The organism is Janthinobacterium kumbetense, assembly GCF_023703445.1.
GTDB classification, from domain to species: Bacteria; Pseudomonadota; Gammaproteobacteria; order Burkholderiales; family Burkholderiaceae_D; genus Janthinobacterium; species Janthinobacterium kumbetense.
Genome location: NZ_JAMQGR010000004.1, coordinates 1 through 18681 on the forward strand (window position 1 = coordinate 1; position 18681 = coordinate 18681).

18 protein-coding genes and 1 pseudogene are annotated in these 18681 nt (G+C 47.3%); 11 read left to right on the top strand and 8 right to left on the bottom strand.

Features of this window, described 5'->3' with window-relative positions; translation table 11 throughout:
- The 11 genes and pseudogenes from NCG91_RS13595 to NCG91_RS13645 form a co-directional block, all read left to right on the top strand.
- Positions 1-214: DegT/DnrJ/EryC1/StrS family aminotransferase (locus NCG91_RS13595; protein ID WP_251350068.1), on the top strand; the 214-nt coding region annotated here is incomplete at its 5' end.
- A 177-nt stretch (positions 215-391) separates the two neighbouring features.
- Entirely contained in the window at positions 392-1648 is a 1257-nt protein-coding gene (locus tag NCG91_RS13600; protein ID WP_251350069.1) for a lipid II flippase MurJ, read from the top strand.
- A 9-nt stretch (positions 1649-1657) separates the two neighbouring features.
- A complete protein-coding gene (locus tag NCG91_RS13605) occupies positions 1658-2674 on the top strand; it encodes a glycosyltransferase family 2 protein (RefSeq protein WP_251350070.1) in 1017 nt (338 codons plus the stop codon).
- 6 nt (positions 2675-2680) lie between these two features.
- Entirely contained in the window at positions 2681-3313 is a 633-nt protein-coding gene (locus NCG91_RS13610; protein ID WP_251350324.1) for an acyltransferase, read from the top strand.
- Complete coding sequence (locus NCG91_RS13615; RefSeq protein ID WP_251350071.1) at positions 3310-4443, top strand: NAD-dependent epimerase/dehydratase family protein; 1134 nt, start codon at positions 3310-3312, stop codon at positions 4441-4443. The genes NCG91_RS13610 and NCG91_RS13615 overlap by 4 nt, the downstream gene beginning before the upstream one ends.
- The gene (locus tag NCG91_RS13620) at positions 4440-5321 is read left to right on the top strand and encodes a glycosyltransferase family 2 protein (RefSeq protein ID WP_251350072.1); all 882 of its coding nucleotides are present in this window, start codon (positions 4440-4442) and stop codon (positions 5319-5321) included. Before NCG91_RS13615 ends, NCG91_RS13620 begins: the two co-directional genes overlap by 4 nt.
- A 190-nt stretch (positions 5322-5511) precedes the next feature.
- Entirely contained in the window at positions 5512-6855 is a 1344-nt protein-coding gene (locus NCG91_RS13625; RefSeq protein WP_251350073.1) for a hypothetical protein, read from the top strand.
- Between the two features lie 4 nt (positions 6856-6859).
- A complete protein-coding gene (locus tag NCG91_RS13630) occupies positions 6860-7846 on the top strand; it encodes a glycosyltransferase family 4 protein (RefSeq protein WP_251350074.1) in 987 nt (328 codons plus the stop codon).
- A gap of 84 nt (positions 7847-7930) precedes the next feature.
- The gene (locus NCG91_RS13635) at positions 7931-8512 is read left to right on the top strand and encodes an SIS domain-containing protein (protein WP_251350075.1); all 582 of its coding nucleotides are present in this window, start codon (positions 7931-7933) and stop codon (positions 8510-8512) included.
- Positions 8513-8526: 14 nt separating this feature from the next.
- A pseudogene (locus NCG91_RS28030) lies at positions 8527-8707 on the top strand (D-glycero-beta-D-manno-heptose-7-phosphate kinase); the annotation flags it as partial.
- Between the two features lie 52 nt (positions 8708-8759).
- Entirely contained in the window at positions 8760-9104 is a 345-nt protein-coding gene (locus NCG91_RS13645; RefSeq protein ID WP_251350076.1) for an adenylyltransferase/cytidyltransferase family protein, read from the top strand.
- A gap of 311 nt (positions 9105-9415) precedes the next feature.
- Here NCG91_RS13645 and NCG91_RS13650 read toward each other — a convergent pair whose 3' ends face one another.
- From NCG91_RS13650 to NCG91_RS13685, 8 genes are all read right to left on the bottom strand, one after another.
- Positions 9416-10513 (bottom strand): glycosyltransferase family 9 protein, encoded by a 1098-nt coding sequence (locus tag NCG91_RS13650; protein ID WP_251350077.1) that lies wholly within the window; start codon positions 10511-10513, stop codon positions 9416-9418.
- A 122-nt stretch (positions 10514-10635) separates the two neighbouring features.
- The gene (locus NCG91_RS13655; protein WP_251350078.1) at positions 10636-11724 is read right to left on the bottom strand and encodes an acyltransferase family protein; all 1089 of its coding nucleotides are present in this window, start codon (positions 11722-11724) and stop codon (positions 10636-10638) included.
- A gap of 360 nt (positions 11725-12084) precedes the next feature.
- Complete coding sequence (rfbD, locus tag NCG91_RS13660) at positions 12085-12957, bottom strand: dTDP-4-dehydrorhamnose reductase (protein ID WP_251350079.1); 873 nt, start codon at positions 12955-12957, stop codon at positions 12085-12087.
- Between the two features lie 41 nt (positions 12958-12998).
- Positions 12999-13544, bottom strand: a complete 546-nt coding sequence (rfbC, locus tag NCG91_RS13665) for a dTDP-4-dehydrorhamnose 3,5-epimerase (protein ID WP_099666301.1) — start codon at positions 13542-13544, stop codon at positions 12999-13001.
- A gap of 24 nt (positions 13545-13568) precedes the next feature.
- Complete coding sequence (rfbA, locus tag NCG91_RS13670) at positions 13569-14462, bottom strand: glucose-1-phosphate thymidylyltransferase RfbA (RefSeq protein ID WP_251350080.1); 894 nt, start codon at positions 14460-14462, stop codon at positions 13569-13571.
- Positions 14462-15541 (bottom strand): dTDP-glucose 4,6-dehydratase, encoded by a 1080-nt coding sequence (gene rfbB, locus NCG91_RS13675; protein WP_251350081.1) that lies wholly within the window; start codon positions 15539-15541, stop codon positions 14462-14464. The genes rfbA and rfbB overlap by 1 nt, the downstream gene beginning before the upstream one ends.
- A gap of 91 nt (positions 15542-15632) precedes the next feature.
- Complete coding sequence (gene wbaP, locus NCG91_RS13680; protein ID WP_099666304.1) at positions 15633-17096, bottom strand: undecaprenyl-phosphate galactose phosphotransferase WbaP; 1464 nt, start codon at positions 17094-17096, stop codon at positions 15633-15635.
- Between the two features lie 77 nt (positions 17097-17173).
- Positions 17174-18592, bottom strand: coding sequence for a mannose-1-phosphate guanylyltransferase/mannose-6-phosphate isomerase (locus NCG91_RS13685; protein ID WP_251350082.1), 1419 nt, complete (start codon positions 18590-18592; stop codon positions 17174-17176).
- Positions 18593-18681 lie beyond the last annotated feature (89 nt).

An 18681-nucleotide genomic window follows, 5' to 3' on the forward strand; every position in this document is an offset into this window, starting at 1 on the left:
TCAACACAAGATCGGTACGCGTCTGCTGTTTGCCGGCAACCTGACGCGCCAGCCGTACATGATCGGGCGTAACTACCGTGTCTCGGGCGAGCTGACGAATACCGACCGCATCATGCACGACACGCTGTGGATCGGCGTCTTCCCAGGCTTGACCCGCGAAATGATGGATTTCTCGATCAGCAAGATCGAAGAATTCTTTGGCGTGAATTTCTAATACATCTGAGTATGCATATCGTCGCTGAACTTTTGCAGAGCACTCTTTTTTTGCAACCAGATCGCTTCGATGAGATGCGGAGCTTTTTTGTCAAAACCTGCAATGAAAAATTATTGCCCGCGCTCGATATCGATTTTGAGTTGAAAGACGACGTTTAGTATGCTTCTCAAGTACAACATGCTCGCGGTTCTCGGCGCCGGAATTGGCCTGATGAACTCGGTGCTGGTATGGAAACTGTTTGGTACGGATATTAACTCTGATATCTGGTTATTGAATGTTGGAGTTATAGCGATACTAAGCTTGTTGGTACTGATTGGAGTAGAGCAGTTCCAGGTATTTTATACCGAGATATATCTAAGAAATAAAGAGGATGCTGCTGATTTCTTGGGAGGTGCATTTGTATGGGCAATAGTCAGTGGCTTAGTATTTAGCGCAGTTTGCTTTGTAATTGTTGATGCAATAATGGATGGATTTGCAGGAGGATTTGGAAGGCAAGCCAAGGAACTTGCCATCCCCGTATTTTTAATATTACTAATCCAGGTAGCTTTTTCGCCGCTGCTTCATGTAGTGCGCTGCACCTTGAATGTGCATCACTATTATGGTGCATCTTATTGCCTATCCTTGATATTGCCTTTAGGTCAATTATTAAGTTTGCTTGTTTTTATTTTTATTGATGAGCATGATGTTATTGAACTTGCTAAATGGAGCAGTTTTTCGATATTGGTGCAGTTGGTGTTGTATCCATTAATTTTGATCAAATGGGCAAGTTTCCCCAAAAATATAGATGCAAAATTTTTCATTTCGTTCATAAAAAATAGTTTTACGATGCGTATTGGACATTCCTTTCATAATTTCTTTGTCGGAATGATATTAAACAATGCGCTTTCATATCTGGCGCCAGGAATGATATCCATTTTCCAATATGCCAAGAAGTTTTCGGACGGTTTGGCGGGCGTTGCAATAGGGCCGCAAGCCAATATATATCATGCCAGGCAGGCCAAAGCATGGGTTGAGCGTGATAAAAAACTATTTTATGTCAATGTAAAAGTTTATTTGAAAAATACCCTCCCGATTTATATGGTGGGAGTATTTTTAGTTTGGTTTATTATGCCATGGCTTCTGGAGATTCTATCCCAAGGACGTGATGCCGACAGCGTTATCGGGATTAAATTTGTATTTCTTGCTTTGGCTGCATGGCAAGGAATTATTTCGATAGAAACAATATTCGCGGGAGTCGTCGTTATCGCAAAGCGCAGTATGATTCTATGGATGGTCAATGGATTATTTATTATCAGCTTCTTTATTGCGGTAAAGTTTATTCCAAATGATTCTTCTGTATGGTGGCTTGCCATTGCCGGACTGTTAACCCAGTGCATAAACTTTATTTTTTACGCTGCCTTTGCATGGCGATTAACCAATAAACATTTTCCATAAAGATAAATTATGCATTTGCCAAAAATTAGTGTGGTTATCCCTACTTATAATCGTGCTAAATATCTTGATCAAACAATAGGTAGTGTAATTTGCCAAAAGAATGCCGATTTCGAAATAATAATTTCTGATAATTGCTCAATTGATAATACCTCTGAGGTGGTCGAGAAATATTTAATGAATCCACGTGTTAAGTATTTTAAAAATACAACAAATATTGGGATGGTAAATAATTGGAAAGAGGCAGTGTTTAATCGCTCTAGCGCGGAGTGGTTTATTATTTTGTCGGATGATGATTATTTTGTTAATGATGATTACTTGAGAAGCGTACTAAGCTGCATAGAGAAAAACGAAAACATTGTACTTGTGTACGGTGAAGGTACTATTTTTGATGAAACAAAGAAAGAAAGTACATTTCTTTCCTTGCCATTTCCCGATGTTGTCTCAGGTATAGATATTTTTATGTCGCGGGGTACAGTGAAACCCCAAGATGCAACTTTATGTAATATGGCATTCAATCGAAGATTAGCGATGGAGTTGAATGCATTCTCCAATCCGGATAATTTATCCTGCGACTCTGAATTGTATCTAAAATGTGCATTGCTTGGAAATGTTGGTATTGTCAAGGGAAACAATTCTGTCTATCGGTTTCATTCAAGCAACTTAGTTAATACAATTTCATCTTCTCCATCATTAAGATTGGGAAATCTTGATTTTATTTTTAATGTGCATGATTTTGCAAAAGATAAATTAAGTGCAAGTCAGATTAATAAATTTCTTGAGAATGTGAATGCAAAAAATGGAGTCCAATCATGCTTGTTGAAATCTGCAGCTATTGGTTTGGATCAATACATCCTGTGCAAAAAATATTTGCTTGAAAAAAATCATGGTTTGACAAAATTATTTATTGAAGAGCCGGCTTTCAAAATAAAACTATTTTTATGTCGTTATTTTGGAAGGGCATTGCCTTTTTATCTTGGTTTAAAAATGAAATTTTTACGGATGAAAATATCCAATTCCATTGGATGATAAGTGATGATTTTGAAAATTGTTAAATTTCTCCATTTGCCATTCCATGAGAAAATTAATAGATGTTTTCTAATATTGGCTATTTTAAAAACAAAAATCTATTATAATTTTGTTTTTAAGAAAATTGGCAAGCGATCTTTATTATTTAAGCCACTTTACATCGGAAATCCTCAATGTATAGAAATCGGGAGTAATACGATGATACGTTCGGGGGCTCGACTTGAAGTTGTTGGAGAGAATAATGCATGGGAGCCAGAATTGTTAATTGGCGATAATGTAAATATAGAGCAAAATGTACACATTGTTTGTGGTTCGAGAATATCGATAGGGAATAATGTTTCGATAACGGGGCATGTTGCTATTGTTGATGTGAATCATCCTTATAATGATATTTATAATCCAATAAAGGTTGGAGACAGAGTTCAATGTGAAGGTAATTATGTTGAAATCGGCGATGGTGTTTTTATCGGCTATGGTTCGATAATTCTACCAAATACCAGGATCGGAAAAAATTCTATCATTGGTGCTCATACGGTAGTTAATTCTGACGTACCAAGTTACTGCATAGTTGGTGGGAATCCGATGCGGATTATAAAAAAATATAATTTTGAGTTAAACGAGTGGGTAAAGATGCAATGAATATATTGATAACAGGTGGTGCAGGTTTTATCGGAACAAATCTTGCTTTGCAATTAATAAAAGCAGGACATGTAGTTACGATTCTGGATAATTTATCCCCACAAATTCATGGCCCGAATCCAGCCGTAACATCAATGCTGTATCGCAGTATCAAAGACAAAACAAATTTTGTACTTGGGTCTGTTACGGACCGCGCCGCTTGGGAATCTGTTTTACCTGGTCAAGATGCGATTGTGCATCTTGCTGCGGAAACTGGTACTGGGCAATCCATGTATGAAATACGCCGTTACGTAGATGTTAATATTGGTGGTACGGGTTTGATGCTGGATTTATTGGCAAATGGTTCATATCAAATCAAAAAAATTGTAATAGCGTCGTCGCGCTCGATTTATGGCGAAGGGAAGTATCATTCTTCTGCATTGGGTATTATCTATCCCGGTGCACGCAAGGATGAAGATATGCAAGCAGGTCGATTCGAACCTTTATGTCCAAAGACGGGGGAACCGTTGATGCTGCTTGCTACCGATGAAGACTCAAAAATTCATCCATCGTCAGTTTATGGTATTACCAAACAAAATCAGGAACAGATGGTAATGACGGTCTGCGCTTCAATCGGAATTGGCGCCACAGCTTTGCGCTATCAGAATGTCTATGGCCCTGGCCAGTCCCTGAGTAATCCTTATACCGGTATTTTGTCGATTTTTTCAACCCGGATTAAAAATGGAAATGGTCTGAGTATTTTTGAAGATGGCAAGGAGAGCCGTGATTTTGTATTCATTGAAGATGTCGTTGCTGCAACGACCCTCGCATTGACGAGTGACGCGGCGAATGGAGAAGTATTTGGTATCGGAGCTGGCGTTGCGACGGATGTACTCACTGTTGCCAAGTCATTGGTCGGTCTGTTTGGCAAGGAAGTACCCATCGAGGTGACCGGTGCTTATCGTCTCGGTGACATTCGTCACAATTATGCTGATATAGCCAAAGCGAAACGTTTACTTGGATTTCAACCTAAAGTGCCGTTTAGCGAAGGCATTGCTAGTTTCACAGCTTGGGTAAACGAACAGGAAGTACAGACGGATAACTACGAGTCAAGCATCGAAGAAATGAAAAAACGGGGATTGTATAAATGACCCCTCAAGTTGGTTTGGTAACTGTTTTATTCAACAGTGCTGATGTCTTGCCTGGTTTTTTTGAAAGTTTAACACGTCAAAAATTCTTGGATTATTGGCTATTCATCATTGATAATAGTTTAGATGATCTATCTTTTTTAAAGTCGCAAGAGTTGATAAAAAAGACTGGCATGCAGAATGTTACGTTGATAAAAAATGATCAGAATGTCGGTGTAGCAAAAGCGAATAATCAAGGTATTGCACTTTCACTGAAAATGCAGTGTGAATATGTCTTGCTTCTTAACAACGATATTGAGTTTAAAGATGCCGATTTATTGAGTCGCATGCTTGCATTGGCGAAAAAACGTGATGAGAAAATAGTTGTTCCAAAAATCTACTTTCACGACTCTGGATTGATCTGGTGTGCGGGTGGAGAGATTAAGAAGTGGCGCGGCAGCACGATTCATCGAGGCGAAGGTGATGCTGATATTGGGCAATATGATATGGCCGAATATACAGCTTATGCTCCAACATGTTTCATGTTGATCCACGCATCGGTATTTGAAAAGGTAGGAATCATGGATGAGCGGTATTTCGTATACTACGATGATACCGATTTTGTACTGCGTTGTAACCAGAATAATATTCATGTTTATTATTGGCCCGAAGGCCAGGTATGGCACAAAGTAAGTAGCAGTACCGGAGGGGATATGACACCTTTTTCGGTTTATTTCGGATCGAGAAATCGTATATATTTTATAAAGAAAAATTACCCTGCATTCGTAGCGGTAGTTGCTTTGACATTTTTTATTTTGACAAGGTTTTTGAAATTTAAGCTATATAGGTTGGATTTACGTAAGAAGTTAATCTCGGGTATTTTTGATGGTTTCAAGATGTAATATCTTCCACTGTGTGGTAGAAGCAGTGCCATTTAAAGACATGCTGTATTGCAATATGCCACTACTGAAGAATTCACTGAGAGCATTGTCATGCCAAAATGACTGTGATGTATCTCATGATAGTCGGCGACGTTGTCAACAGCACTTCTTTCAGATTTATTTTTAGTTGTATTAGCATTTGGCAAAATAGATGAAAAATTATTTTTTGCTTGAGAAAAATAATCAAATGGGGTTGATGCAGGGTCTGTTTATTGCAGCAGCTTTTACATCCTCATTCGATATTTTTTTAATTATAAATCTTGGTCTAAATTTCAGAATTTCACAAATATTTTTGCTATTTCCTATTTTTATAGTGATGGCGAGCATGCTTGAGAAAAAATTTACTGTGCCATTGGGACTGAAGTGGCTGTGTTTATGGGCAGTATTTATTTTATTGTTCATTCCCAATGGAAGTTTCCCTGAGCGGAGTATTGGATATTTTGCCTGGCTAATTATCAATATTGCCACTATTTTCGCATGCGTCCAGATTTTTTCCAGTAAGGAAAAGGTGAGGCTGCTGATGAGATGGTATATTTATTCTTTTGTTGCCATTGCATTATATGGGGTGCTGCAGTTTATTTCTCCATTGATTGGCCTTGGTAGTTTTTTACTGGTTCAACAATGGTGGATTCCTGGTGTTTTGGCCAGGATCAATGGATTCTCATATGAACCATCTTTCTATGCCACTTATCTGTTAATGGGCTGGGTTGTTTGCGCATATTTTATGGAAGTTAAGAATACATTATTTTCCAGAAGAGTTTTGAAATTTTGCTTCTTAACAATTACCCTTTCAATAGTCCTAAGTTCTTCGCGAATGGGACTGCTGATGATAATTCTCTGGTATTTACAGCACCCTGTACGTTTCTTCGTGAAACTCGCATGCGGAAAAGTGGATCGAAAACTGGCGAAAATCGTATTATTCATGAGCGCCCTATTGATTTGCCTGGTGTCAGCTATCGTATATGTGATTGGCATCGACAATATTGCTTTTTTGTTTCAAGGTGTTGGGTTATTTGGCGGATCTTCTCACTCGGTCAATGATCGTGAGAATGGATTACGTGATACTTTAACGCTGTTTATTAATAATCCGATTATTGGCACAAGTTTGGGAGGGATTGCTCCTGGAATTGCCAAGTTACACGGAGTAACCAGCCTCGATTTTGAAACTGTCAAATTATACGAGGGTAATGCAGTATTTGCAGAAGTTTTAGCTGCCAGCGGATTTTTTGGATTCATTCCCTTCATGATTTATATCTTCATGATCGTTGTCGAACCCATGCGCCTAGCCAGAAAATTGCCGCCTGAGCAGGCACAGATTTTGACAGGTCTGGGTCTGGCACTGCTGTTTGAGTTTTTGATATTGCAATTTAATCAAAACATTTTACGTCAATATTTATGGATACATATCTCAGTAATGGCAGCCGTTTATGCAGTATTCAAACGCCAAAACTTGTCTGTAATAATTCTTGATAACCAAAATTCTTTGAAGGTATAGTATTTTGAAATTTTTCTATGACGCCCGCTGGATTGGGGATCATGGCATTGGCCGGGTTGCTCGCGTATTGGACAATGCGCTGAAATTTCCCCATCTGGAGGTGGAGGGCTCGCCCTCAGCACCGTTTGACGCGTTGCGTTTGTGGTTGGCAACATTGAAGCGTATTCCAAAAGGGAGCGGTTTATTCAGTCCAGGTTATAACGCACCGCTGTTTTTTTCGCGCCGCTTTGTGTTCACGATTCATGACCTAAATCATATTGATCGCACAGAAAATAGCAGTTGGCTGAAGACATTGTATTACACCATAATTATGCGTCGCGCTTGCCATAATGCTTCGGCAGTATTAACCGTCTCTGATTTTTCCCGGCAGCGAATTATCGATTGGTCGGGCATTAACCCTTCCAGGGTAATTAATGTCGGCAATGGAGTCGATCCATCATACAACGTTAATGTTGCACCGTATAGTCCTGGTTTTTCTTATCTGTTGAGTGTAAGCAATCGAAAACCACATAAGAATGAGCTACGCATATTACAGGCATTTGCATTGTCCAATATTTATCCAGAAATTCGTCTGGTATTTACGGGGAAGCCGACTGAGGAGTTACTGCTTCAGGCGAAGACGCTGGGAATTTCTGAACGACTGGTATTTGCCGGACGGGTTGAGGAAAGCGAATTGCCTGGACTTTATCGCGGAGCGCTAGGACTGGTTTTCCCGTCTCTCTACGAAGGATTTGGTTTGCCCGTGATTGAGGCGATGTCATGTGGTATTCCGGTATTGACGTCGAATACCACTTCATTACCGGAGGTAGCGGGCGATGCCGCATTGCTGGTAGATCCGGATTCGGTCGAGTCTATCGCCAAAGGTATTTATACCTTGTGTAATGATACCGACATGCGTGGATCCCTGTGCACCAAGGGCTTGCTCCAGGCCAGAAAATTTTCTTGGGACGAAACAATCCGCAAGGTACAGGCAGCCTTGGCTAGCGTATGAAAGACTTTGGCTGTTAATGATTGCATGTCAATAATTAGAGCAGGTTAATGGTTTATTTGAAATTTCTTTATTTGAAGGTGTTTAATGAGTATTGCCCTGATCAGAAATTCCTTGCTGGAAGCACAGTCAGCTCTCAGTGACTTGCTCAACAATGAAGTGGTGCTTGCAAATGTAGACCTGGCGGCGAATCTGATCGTTGAATCGTTGCGCAATGACGGTAAGGTGCTTTCCTGTGGTAACGGTGGATCGATGTGCGATGCAATTCACTTTGCTGAAGAACTATCCGGCCGCTACAGGAAAAACCGCAAGGCGCTGGCGGCTATGTCCATCAGTGATCCAGCCCACATTACTTGTGTGGCGAATGATTATGGCTATGACTACGTGTTCTCGCGTTTTATCGAAGGTCATGGTCGTAAAGGAGACGTCGTGTTGGCAATCAGTACCAGCGGTACCAGCCCGAGCATTTTGAACGCGGTCAAAGCCGCCCAAGACAAGGGCATGATCGTGGTTGGCCTGACAGGGCGTGCTGGTAGCGCTCTTGACGTCATGGCAGACGTCAGTATTTGCACGAAGGCCGGCCAGTTTGCAGATCGTGTTCAAGAACTGCATATTAAAATGTTACATATCATTATTGAACTTATCGAGGAAAAGCTGGGTTTGTCCTGATTGTTAGGGAATTTATGTCGAATGATGGGAATGCTTGTTTGCAATTGAATGGTGCGCGGGTGCTGGTAAAGGGGCGATTTAATGCTGGATCGTTACTGGTTTGGCAGTACGGGCCGCATATCATCAGAGGCGCCAGTGCCACTGGTTAATATTGCCAAGGACGACTTGCGTCCGGGCGGTGCAGCCAATGTTGCAGTGAGGGAAGTTCGGTACCGCGACTGTGACGTCACTGGAACTTGAGCGTGTCATGCATCTATCTGGTGGTGAGCCCTCGTTGGTGTTGCGGGAAGGGGACTTATTACAACGGGTACTCGAAGCAAAGGCGGCGGGAAAACGCATTGTATTTACCAATGGCTGCTTCGATATTCTGCATGTTGGGCATGTCCGCTATCTGGCCGCTGCAAAGTTGTTGGGCGACTTGTTAGTAGTGGCTGTCAATGACGATGCATCGGTTAAACTAATCATTGCTCTGACCGGATGCAAGTCTTGGCGGGGGGGGGGGGAGCGTCGACTGGGTGGTCCAATTTTCGGAGAGTACACCCGAGCGTTTGATCAATCTGTTTGTGCCCGACATCTTGGTCGAGGGAGGTGATTATGTTCCTGAAAAATCGTTGGCTATGATGCGGTTAAAAATGCAGGTGGCAAAGTTATCGCGCTGGAATTCCATAATGGATATTCGACGACAAAGATACTTGACCGTTCCAAATTGACGTGAGTCTGGTAACTCTCCGCTATTGACGCACCTTCCTTGCATTCTAGGGGCCGGCTGCAGCGCTACTGGCTGCTATTCTTACGGCAGCAAGCCTGACCTATGTGTTCAAGACAGGAAGTGAAGTGTTGCTACCTGTGCTTCACTTCACTTCACTTCACTTCACATCGCTGGCATGCACATGGTTGACCTGATCAGTTGCTTGCTGTCCAGCAAAGCAGTTCACGGCTGGCATTTATGACGTCACTGTCGTCGATGCCGCTCATGTAATCGGTTTCAAGAGTGTATTCAAAGCCCAGATTCAAGGTCCCTGCACCTTTGCTTTTGCTGACGACTGAGCGAGTACGTGGTCCGACAGGCCCCCAACGTCTAGGGTCCGTCGGGCCGTGCAGGCCAACAGTTGGCACTCCCATTGCCGCCCCCACATGCATGATGCCTGTATTGACGCTGACCAACAGCGCAGCTTGCTGTAACAACGATAGTGTGTTGCTGAAAGATGTCCCCGCGTGACTGATAAATCGCGGGCGCAGTGACGCCGGCAGGGTTGCTAGAAAAGCTTCGCAGCCGGAAATGTCTTCTCGTCCCCCAGTCAAGACGAACGAGTAATTTCCCAGTAATAGCAATTCGTTCGCAAGAGTGTGCCATTTTTCGGCCGGCCATTCTTTCAGATGACTCTGGGTGCCACTTGGCCACATATGGAAGACGATGGTGTTTCCACCTTCTTTCCAAGAGTGCTGTAATTGCTGCGGCAAATTTGCAGCATTCAGGCCAATCACTCCAAGCAGGTCGCGATAGTTCTCCAGTTCATGCTGGTCATTACGGTGAAGTACGGGGATGTCTTGCATGAAGTGGCGATATTGCTGCGATGTGTTGAAGCCAATCCGTATTTTTGCACGCGACAGTGCTGCGAGTAGAGCACTGATACGTGGCCACGAGTCGAAGTCAATAAAAATGTCGATTTGATGGGAGCGTATGATTTTGACGCAGGCGAAAGGATTGGTCAGCGGTAGCTTGACGATCTGGTCGGCGCCCGATAACAGCTTGGCAAACTCAAAATTTGAGGCGCCGGTGAACAGAACAATTTTCATATCTGGATTGGCGACACGTAGATCGGTGATGGCTGCGGATAGCAACACGGTATCGCCAATGGCTGCTGTTTTCAGCAATGCAACCGAATTGATTAACTTTGGCACTTGCCTGGTGCGAAATAAACGCAAGGGGGTCAGAGCGAGTAATAGGACAGGCCCGAGATATTTGTCAAAAAATTTCAGTTTTGTATTTCCGCGTTCCATGAGAATTCAATATAGTAAACGTAAGATTAAAAGAGTGAGGGGCTGTTGCAATGAATATAGGAAAATGAAGAATTACATTGTTGCGGTGCTGTTTGTGTCGTTTGTTTTTGAATGATGATTAATTACCTGCCGCCAGTAATTGCGGCAGTAAATTTTGGGAATGTTTTTATTAGTATTTTATGTAGAGCTATGGATGTGATGATGGTAATGATTGCCGAGAAAAAATAGATAAAAATAATTGATGAGTTATGTTCTGGCTGGATTAGTTTGTACGATATTTTTTTGAATACAGTAAGTGTCGGTTCATGCATGGCATATAAAAAGAAACTGGTGGATCCAAGAGCAATAAGCATTTTTTTCAGACGGGGAAGGGCCAACGCCGGTTGCGTCAAATACAAGATGATCGGTATCCCGAGAATAATGCCGGTCTTGTGCATGTATTGATAACTTGGTGCTTCCGGGAATAATGCATTGGCGATGATCAGAAGAGTATAAATTATTAGCGTTGGCGTTAGAAATTTTGAGATTGGCTGGTCAAGCAAGAAGATGCTTTGTGAATAGATGCCGAAATAACAGCCAAGTACGAAAAAGAATGCTGATTCAGAACTGTTTTCTCCAATATTCAAAAACCACAGAACAAATAGTGCTCCAAGCACAGTTTTTGGCAGCCATTTGAGGGAGAAATGTATCAATGGTGTCAATAGAGCCAATATCATCAGATCTCGGATGAACCAAAATTGATAGGAAATAGGATATCTGGTAAGCCCGAAGATTGCATTGAGGTAGTCGAAGAAACTATAATTGGCAATTAATATTTTATTGCCGGAGAAGTATGACAGTGTTGCCGGAACTGACTGTGCGAGAAAAAAAATCAGTAACGTCAAAATGTTCCAGAAAAGAAATGGAAACAATAGTGTACGGGTGCGGGAGATGATTTTCTTGACGTAGCTTTCGGTTGACCATTGTGTGTCATGAAAGAATAAATAGCCTGAGACGAGAAAAAAAAGGGGGACGGCGCAACGTGCAATTTCCTGTGAAATAAGAGATTGAATGAAATCGCTAATATGATTCTTCTCACTTGCTCCAGTGGCGATCCCGGAAAACATCAATGTGGCGCCATACACATGAATGAAAACGACGCCGACAATCAAAGGGAAACGCAATAGTTGTAGTCTCAAAGATTGTTCATTGCTTAGGGATTTTTTTATCATGGAAAATGAAGTTAATTATTAATTTTTGAGACGGAAAAATCACGAGAGGGAGATGATAAAAAAATGAATGGGCCAATACGGGGGAGATAGCAACTTCACGGTCCTCTGTATTGGCTGACCTGGCGATTACGCCCATGTATCGCCAGATCGTTGCTGCCGACGCGCGTTTTGGCGCAAACTCATTTGAGTCATGCACTACGCCGTAGTGCTCGTTAGCATTGCTCAATGTGAAAAGATTGCTGTCAGCGTGTGTTAAGACACATCCCGAGCACGTGGCTCCGAGATGTCGTCGCTGCTTGAGCTACCTCCGTGGGCCGCGCGGACTTTGCACTGAGTATGCAAAACGGAGTTGGCTCGAGCTCAATCCTGGCACAGTTTCAGCGCATCTTGCCACTGCGGCAAACTACAGAAGGTATTGATAAGACGCTGCGACGATAGTACTGAATTGTTCGGCCGCTTTGCCGGTACCGGATAGTCGCGCGCCAGAATCGGTTTCACGCGGGGTTTTTTCTGAACCGACGTATGTGCCATGATCGCTTCGGTAAAGCCAAACCAGCTTGTCTTTCCTTGGGCCGTCAAATGGTACAGGCCCGAACGTTCTTCCCACCATCCTTGTCGGTCAGCCGTGGCCAGGCTTTGCGCCACGATATGCGCCGTGGTATCGGCAATGGTGCGGCTCCATGTCGGCGCGCCGAACTGGTCGGAAACGATACTCAGTTCGTCACGTTCCTGGGCCAGACGGAGCATGGTCAGCAGAAAGTTCTTGCCGTGCGTACTGTAAACCCAGCTGGTGCGCAGGATCAGATGCGGGATGCCGGTCGCCTGGATCGCCTTTTCGCCGGCCAGCTTGCTGCTGCCATACACATTCACGGGGCAGGTCGGATCGGTTTCGACGTAGGCACCGTCTTTCGACCCGTCAAAGACGTAATCGGTGCTGTAATGGATCATCGCAGCGCCCAGTTTCTTTGCTTCTTCCGCCATGACACCCGGCGCTTCGCCATTGATTCGCAGCGCCAGTTCCGGTTCACTTTCAGCCTTGTCGACCGCCGTATAGGCTGCCGGGTTGACGATCAGCGTCGGCTTGATGCGGCGGATGACGTCGCGCACCTGGTCCAGGTCAGCCAGGTCCATCTGGCTGCGGTCCACCGCGATGATCTCGCCCAGGCCCTGCAGGCTGCGTTCTAGTTCGTAACCGACCTGGCCGGTTTTTCCTGTGATTAAAATACGGCTCATGAAATAGTTTTGTTCCAGTGTGTCAGATTGGTCGGTAACGGTCAGGCAAAAACGTCGGCATTGGCCAGCAAGGTACCGACTTTATCTTTGCCAGACAGCAGTGGTTCGCCATCGAGCGGCCAGTCGATACCGATGGCTGGATCGTTCCACAGGAGGCTGCGTTCGAACTCCGGTGCCCAGTAGTCGGTCGTCTTGTACAGGAACTCGGCGCTGTCGCTGGTGACCACAAAACCGTGGGCAAAGCCTTCTGGTATCCACAACTGGCGTTTATTGGCCGCTGATAAGGTCACGCCTATCCAGTGGCCAAACGTCGGCGAGCTTTTGCGCAGGTCGACGGCGACGTCGAAGACTTCGCCAGCGGTCACACGCACCAGCTTGCCTTGCGGTTGCTGGATCTGGTAGTGCAGGCCGCGCAACACGCCCTTGGCCGACTTGGAATGATTGTCCTGCACGAAATCGCGCGTGACGCCGGTCAGTTCGGCAAAGCGCTTCTGATTGAAGCTTTCGTAGAAAAAGCCCCGGTCATCGCCGAACACGGTGGGTTCAAGGATCAGGACGTCCGGTATGGCGGTGGTTTGAATTTGCATGGTGTGAAATGAGCCGTTCAGGCTTTAGTATATTTTTTCTTCGAGCAAGCGCAGCAGGTATTGACCGTAAGCGTTCTTTTTCAAGGGTTGTGCCAATGCTTCGAGCGTGGCTGCATCGATGTAGCCACGGCGGTAGGCGATTTCTTCAGGGCAAGCAACTTTCAAGCCCTGACGGTTCTCGATGGTGGCGATGAATTGGCCCGCTTCGAGCAGGGATTCATGCGTGCCGGTGTCGAGCCAGGCCATGCCGCGGCCCATCAGTTCTACGTTCAACTGCCCGCGCTCCAGATAAGTACGGTTGACATCCGTGATTTCCAACTCGCCACGTGGTGACGGGGCGATGCCGGCGGCGATATCGCACACCTGGCTGTCGTAGAAATACAGGCCGGTGACGGCGTAGTTCGATTTTGGCTTGAGCGGCTTTTCTTCAATGCTGATGGCCCGGCGTTGTGCATCGAAATCGACGACGCCATAGCGTTCCGGATCGGTGACATGATAGGCAAACACGGTCGAGCCGCTGGTGCGCGCCGAGGCCTCGCGCAACTGCGATTCAAAGTCGTGACCGTAATAGATGTTGTCACCCAGAATCAGCGCCGATGGTGCATCGCCGACAAACTCTTTGCCGATGATGAACGCCTGTGCCAGGCCATCCGGGCTGGGCTGCACGGCATAGGTCAGGCTGATACCCCACTGGCTGCCATCGCCCAGCAACTCCTGGAAGCGCGGCGTATCTTGTGGCGTGGAAATGATCAGGATATCGCGTATGCCGGCCAGCATCAGGGTGGTCAGCGGATAGTAGATCATCGGCTTGTCATATACGGGCAGCAGTTGCTTTGAGACGGCCATGGTGACAGGGTACAGGCGCGTGCCGGAACCGCCAGCCAGGATGATGCCCTTGCGTTCGATGGGGGTTGCCATTATTGCTGCTCCTTGGCCGTGTCGCGTGCCGCGTAGTTTTTCTCTACCCACTTGAGGTAGTCACCCGACTGGACATCGCGTACCCAGGCCTGGTTGTCCAGGTACCATTGAACGGTCTTGCGGATGCCGGTGGCGAAGGTTTCGGCTGGCTTCCAGCCCAGTTCGCGCTCGATCTTGCGTGCGTCGATGGCATAGCGACGGTCGTGCCCAGGGCGATCCTGTACATAGGTGATTTGTTCGCGATAGCTGCCGGACGCCTTGGGATCGAGCGTATCGAGGATGTCGCACAAGGTATGCACGACTTCCAGATTGGCCATTTCATTCCAGCCGCCCACGTTGTACACCTCGCCCAGACGACCTGCTTCCAGGACGCGGCGAATCGCCGAGCAGTGGTCGCCCACGTACAGCCAGTCGCGCACTTGCATGCCATCGCCATAGATAGGCAAGGCCTTGCCGGCGCGGGCGTTGCTGATGATGAGCGGAATCAGTTTTTCCGGGAAATGGAAGGAGCCATAGTTGTTCGAACAGTTGGTCGTCAGCACGGGCATGCCATACGTATGGAAATACGCACGCACTAGATGATCGGACGCCGCTTTCGATGCCGAGTAGGGGCTGTTTGGCGCATACGGCGTCGTTTCCGTGAATGGCGGATCATTCGGTCCCAGGGTGCCATACACTTCGTCGGTCGAGACGTGCAGGAAGCGGAATCCATCCTTGGCTTCGCCTGCCAGGCCGCTCCAATAGGCGCGTGCCGCTTCCAGCAGGCTGAAGGTACCGTTGACGTTGGTCGAAATGAATTCGCCGGGGCTATGGATCGAGCGATCGACATGGCTCTCTGCGGCAAAATGCACGATGGCGCGTGGCTGGTGTTCTGCCAGCAGGCGCGAGATGTGAGCGGTATCGCAAATATCGCCACGCACAAAGATATGCCGCGGGTCTTGCTCCAGGCTGGCCAGATTGCTGAGATTGCCAGCATAGGTCAGTTTGTCAAAATTGATCACGGGCTCATCGTTGAGCGCCAGCCAGTCGCGTACAAAGTTGGAGCCGATGAAGCCGGCGCCGCCAGTCACTAAAATCATGTTGTTATCCTTTTTTACTTGAACATCGTCACGATGCTTCACTCTTCTATTTCCGAAATGAAATTATTTGAAATTTTATTTGATCATGTAGTTAATACGCGCCATCTTTCTTGAAAATGACTTTAACCGTTTTCAGTAGAATAACAATGTCATTGAATAAAGACCAGTTCTTGACATACCATGCATCCAGATAAACGCGCGTATCATAGCTGACGTCGTTCCTGCCGCTGACTTGCCATAGACCCGTGACGCCGGGTTTCGCTTCCAGGTAATAGTCTACTTGGGGGCCATAACGCTCCAGTTCCGCATCAACAACCGGGCGCGGCCCGACCAGGCTCATTTCGCCTTTCAGTACGTTCCATAGCTGCGGCAATTCATCAAGACTGGTCCGGCGCAGGAAGTGGCCGATCGAGGTGATGCGAGGGTCGTTCTTCAGTTTGAAATCACGGTCCCACTCGGCACGGGCTTCAGGGTCGCGCTCCAGCAATTCTTTCAGCAAGACGTCTGCATTGACGGCCATGGTACGGAATTTGTAGCAGAGAAAATGCTTGCCATTCTGCCCCACACGTTTGTGGCCGTAGAAGATGGGGCGGCCAGAGGCCATGACCTTGGCGGCGATCCACAGCAGGATGGGCGCCCCGACGACCATCACGGCGATCGCCGTCGTCAGATCAAAGCAGCGCTTGATCATTTGTAAACCTGGCCGTGCCAGGTTGTTGCGCATGGTCAGCAGCAGCACCTCATGTGTAAAGAAATGGTTGACCTCCATGCCATACAGGGGCAGGCCGCGTACGGCAGGTACCACTTGCATATTGGCAACGCAACGGCTGACTTGCTGGATCATGCCCTGATAGGCATCAATGCCGCCTTGCTCCAGAGCGACAACTGCATGCGGATCACCCAGCAGCTTGAGCGTTTCTTCAGGATTGACACCAAGCGGAATGCACGGCACCGCCTGTTTGCTGCGGTTCACGTAGTGTTGCTCCAGGCGGCCTTGGCCTTCGGGGATCAGGAAGGCAATCAGGCGATAGCCCATTAATGCTTCCTCATCGAAGGCCCGCGCTGTTTGCAAGGCATTGTCACCCCATCCGATGATGACCATGGGGCGTATCCAGCCGCCAGCTTTCATCAGCAGGTATTTGACCATGCCGCGCAGCAGCAGGACACAGCATGGCACCAGCAGCCAGGTGGCCAACAGTGCCTCGCGCGAAGAGTCGCGCTTGTCGAGGAAGACCAGGGCCGCGTCGATCAGACCCATGACCATGGCGATCTTCAGCAGTTCCTTGATTTCATTCGAGTACGGGCGGCGTTTGGCATGATGGCCCTTCAGCTTGAAGATCGCCACAGTGACCACGGATAGCAGGCTGTAACTGAGCAGGCGTGAGCTATCCAAGCCCCAGTTGTTCAAATCGCCGCCATCGAGGGTCCATGTGCCGGCGAGCCAGAATGCCGTGAACATGGCTAACGCATCGGCAAAGGTGAGGAAATATTTTTCTACCCTGCTGCTGCAATACCATTTTATTTCTTGTACAAAGATGCCTTCGATTGGTTTCATGATGACTTGCTAAACCTTATAAACTTCAGTGTAAATTCTTGTGGTGCCGTATGCATGGTGCTTACGTATCTGCTCGGTCAAGTGCGGCCGTAGCGGTCTTCAAAGCGGACAATGTCGTCTTCCCCAAGGTAGCTACCCGATTGAATTTCAATCAATTCCAGCGGCAGCTTGCCCGGGTTGGCCAGCGAGTGGACGACGCCGAGGGGAATATAGGTAGACTGGTTTTCGGTCAGCAAATATTCCTTGTCGCCATTCGTGATCTGGGCAGTGCCGGAGACCACGATCCAGTGCTCGGCGCGGTGGTGATGCATTTGCAATGACAGCTTGGCGCCAGGCTTGACGGTGATCCGCTTGACCTGGAAGCGCTCGCCATTGCCGATGGAATCATAGGAACCCCACGGACGGAAGACTTCACGGTGCATGGTGGCCTCGGGGCGCTGCCTGTCGACCAATTGCGCGACCATGGTTTTCGTTTGTTGTGCCTGATCCGCATCCATGACCAGCACGGCATCGGCGGTTTCCACGATGACGGTATTGCGCATGCCAATGGCGGTGACCAGGCGGCTAGTGCTGTGTACCAGGCAATCGTTGCAATCCTGGATCAGTACATCGCCCTGGGTGCTATTCTGGCTGGCATCCTTTTCCGCCACGTCGAGTACGGCTTTCCAGGAACCGATATCATTCCAGCCTGCATCGAGGGCGACGGTCGAAGCATGGCTGGTGCGCTCCATGACGGCGTAGTCCACGGCGATATCGGGACTGGCGGCGTAGGCATCCTTGTCCAGGCGAATGAAGTCGAGGTCGCTTTTCGCGGCGCTGATGGCAGCGCGGCAAGCTGCCAGAACAGCGGGTTGGAAGCACGCCAACTCTTCCAGGTAGCGGCTGGCGCGGAACAGGAACATACCGCTGTTCCAGAAGTAGTCGCCGCTGGCGACATATTGTTCCGCGAGCGTCAGGGCCGGCTTTTCCACGAATTCAAGCACGCGTTGGACTTGCCCGCTTGCAGCGCCCTCGACGCGAATATAGCCGTATCCTGTCTCTGGTCCCGTTGGCGTGATGCCGAACGTCAGCAACTGACCTGCCTCTGCTGCAGTACGCGCCAGCGCGACGGCGCGATGGAAGGCCGGGGCGTCCAGAATGACGTGGTCCGAAGGCAGCACCAGCAGGAGCGGATCCTCACCACTCTCTATCGCATGCAAGGCTGCCGAGGCGATTGCTGGAGCCGTATTGCGGCGCATGGGTTCAAGCAGCATGCGGCTATTTTCCAGACCGATCTCACGCACTTGCTCTGCGACAACAAAACGCGAGGATTCGTTGCATACCAGCAGTGCTGGCGACACGGTGTCTATGCCTGCCAGGCGCTGCAGCGTTTGTTGCAGCATGCTGCCCTGAGTGGACAAGCGCAGAAACTGTTTCGGGAATACCTCGCGCGAAAGCGGCCATAAACGTGTGCCGGAACCACCACAAAGAATTACCGGTACGAGGGGAATAGTCATTTATGCTTCAATGTAAATGTAATTATTGCCAATGAGAGCAATATTTTTAATAAATTACAGGAATCTTTGTATTTTCTCCGGACTCCATG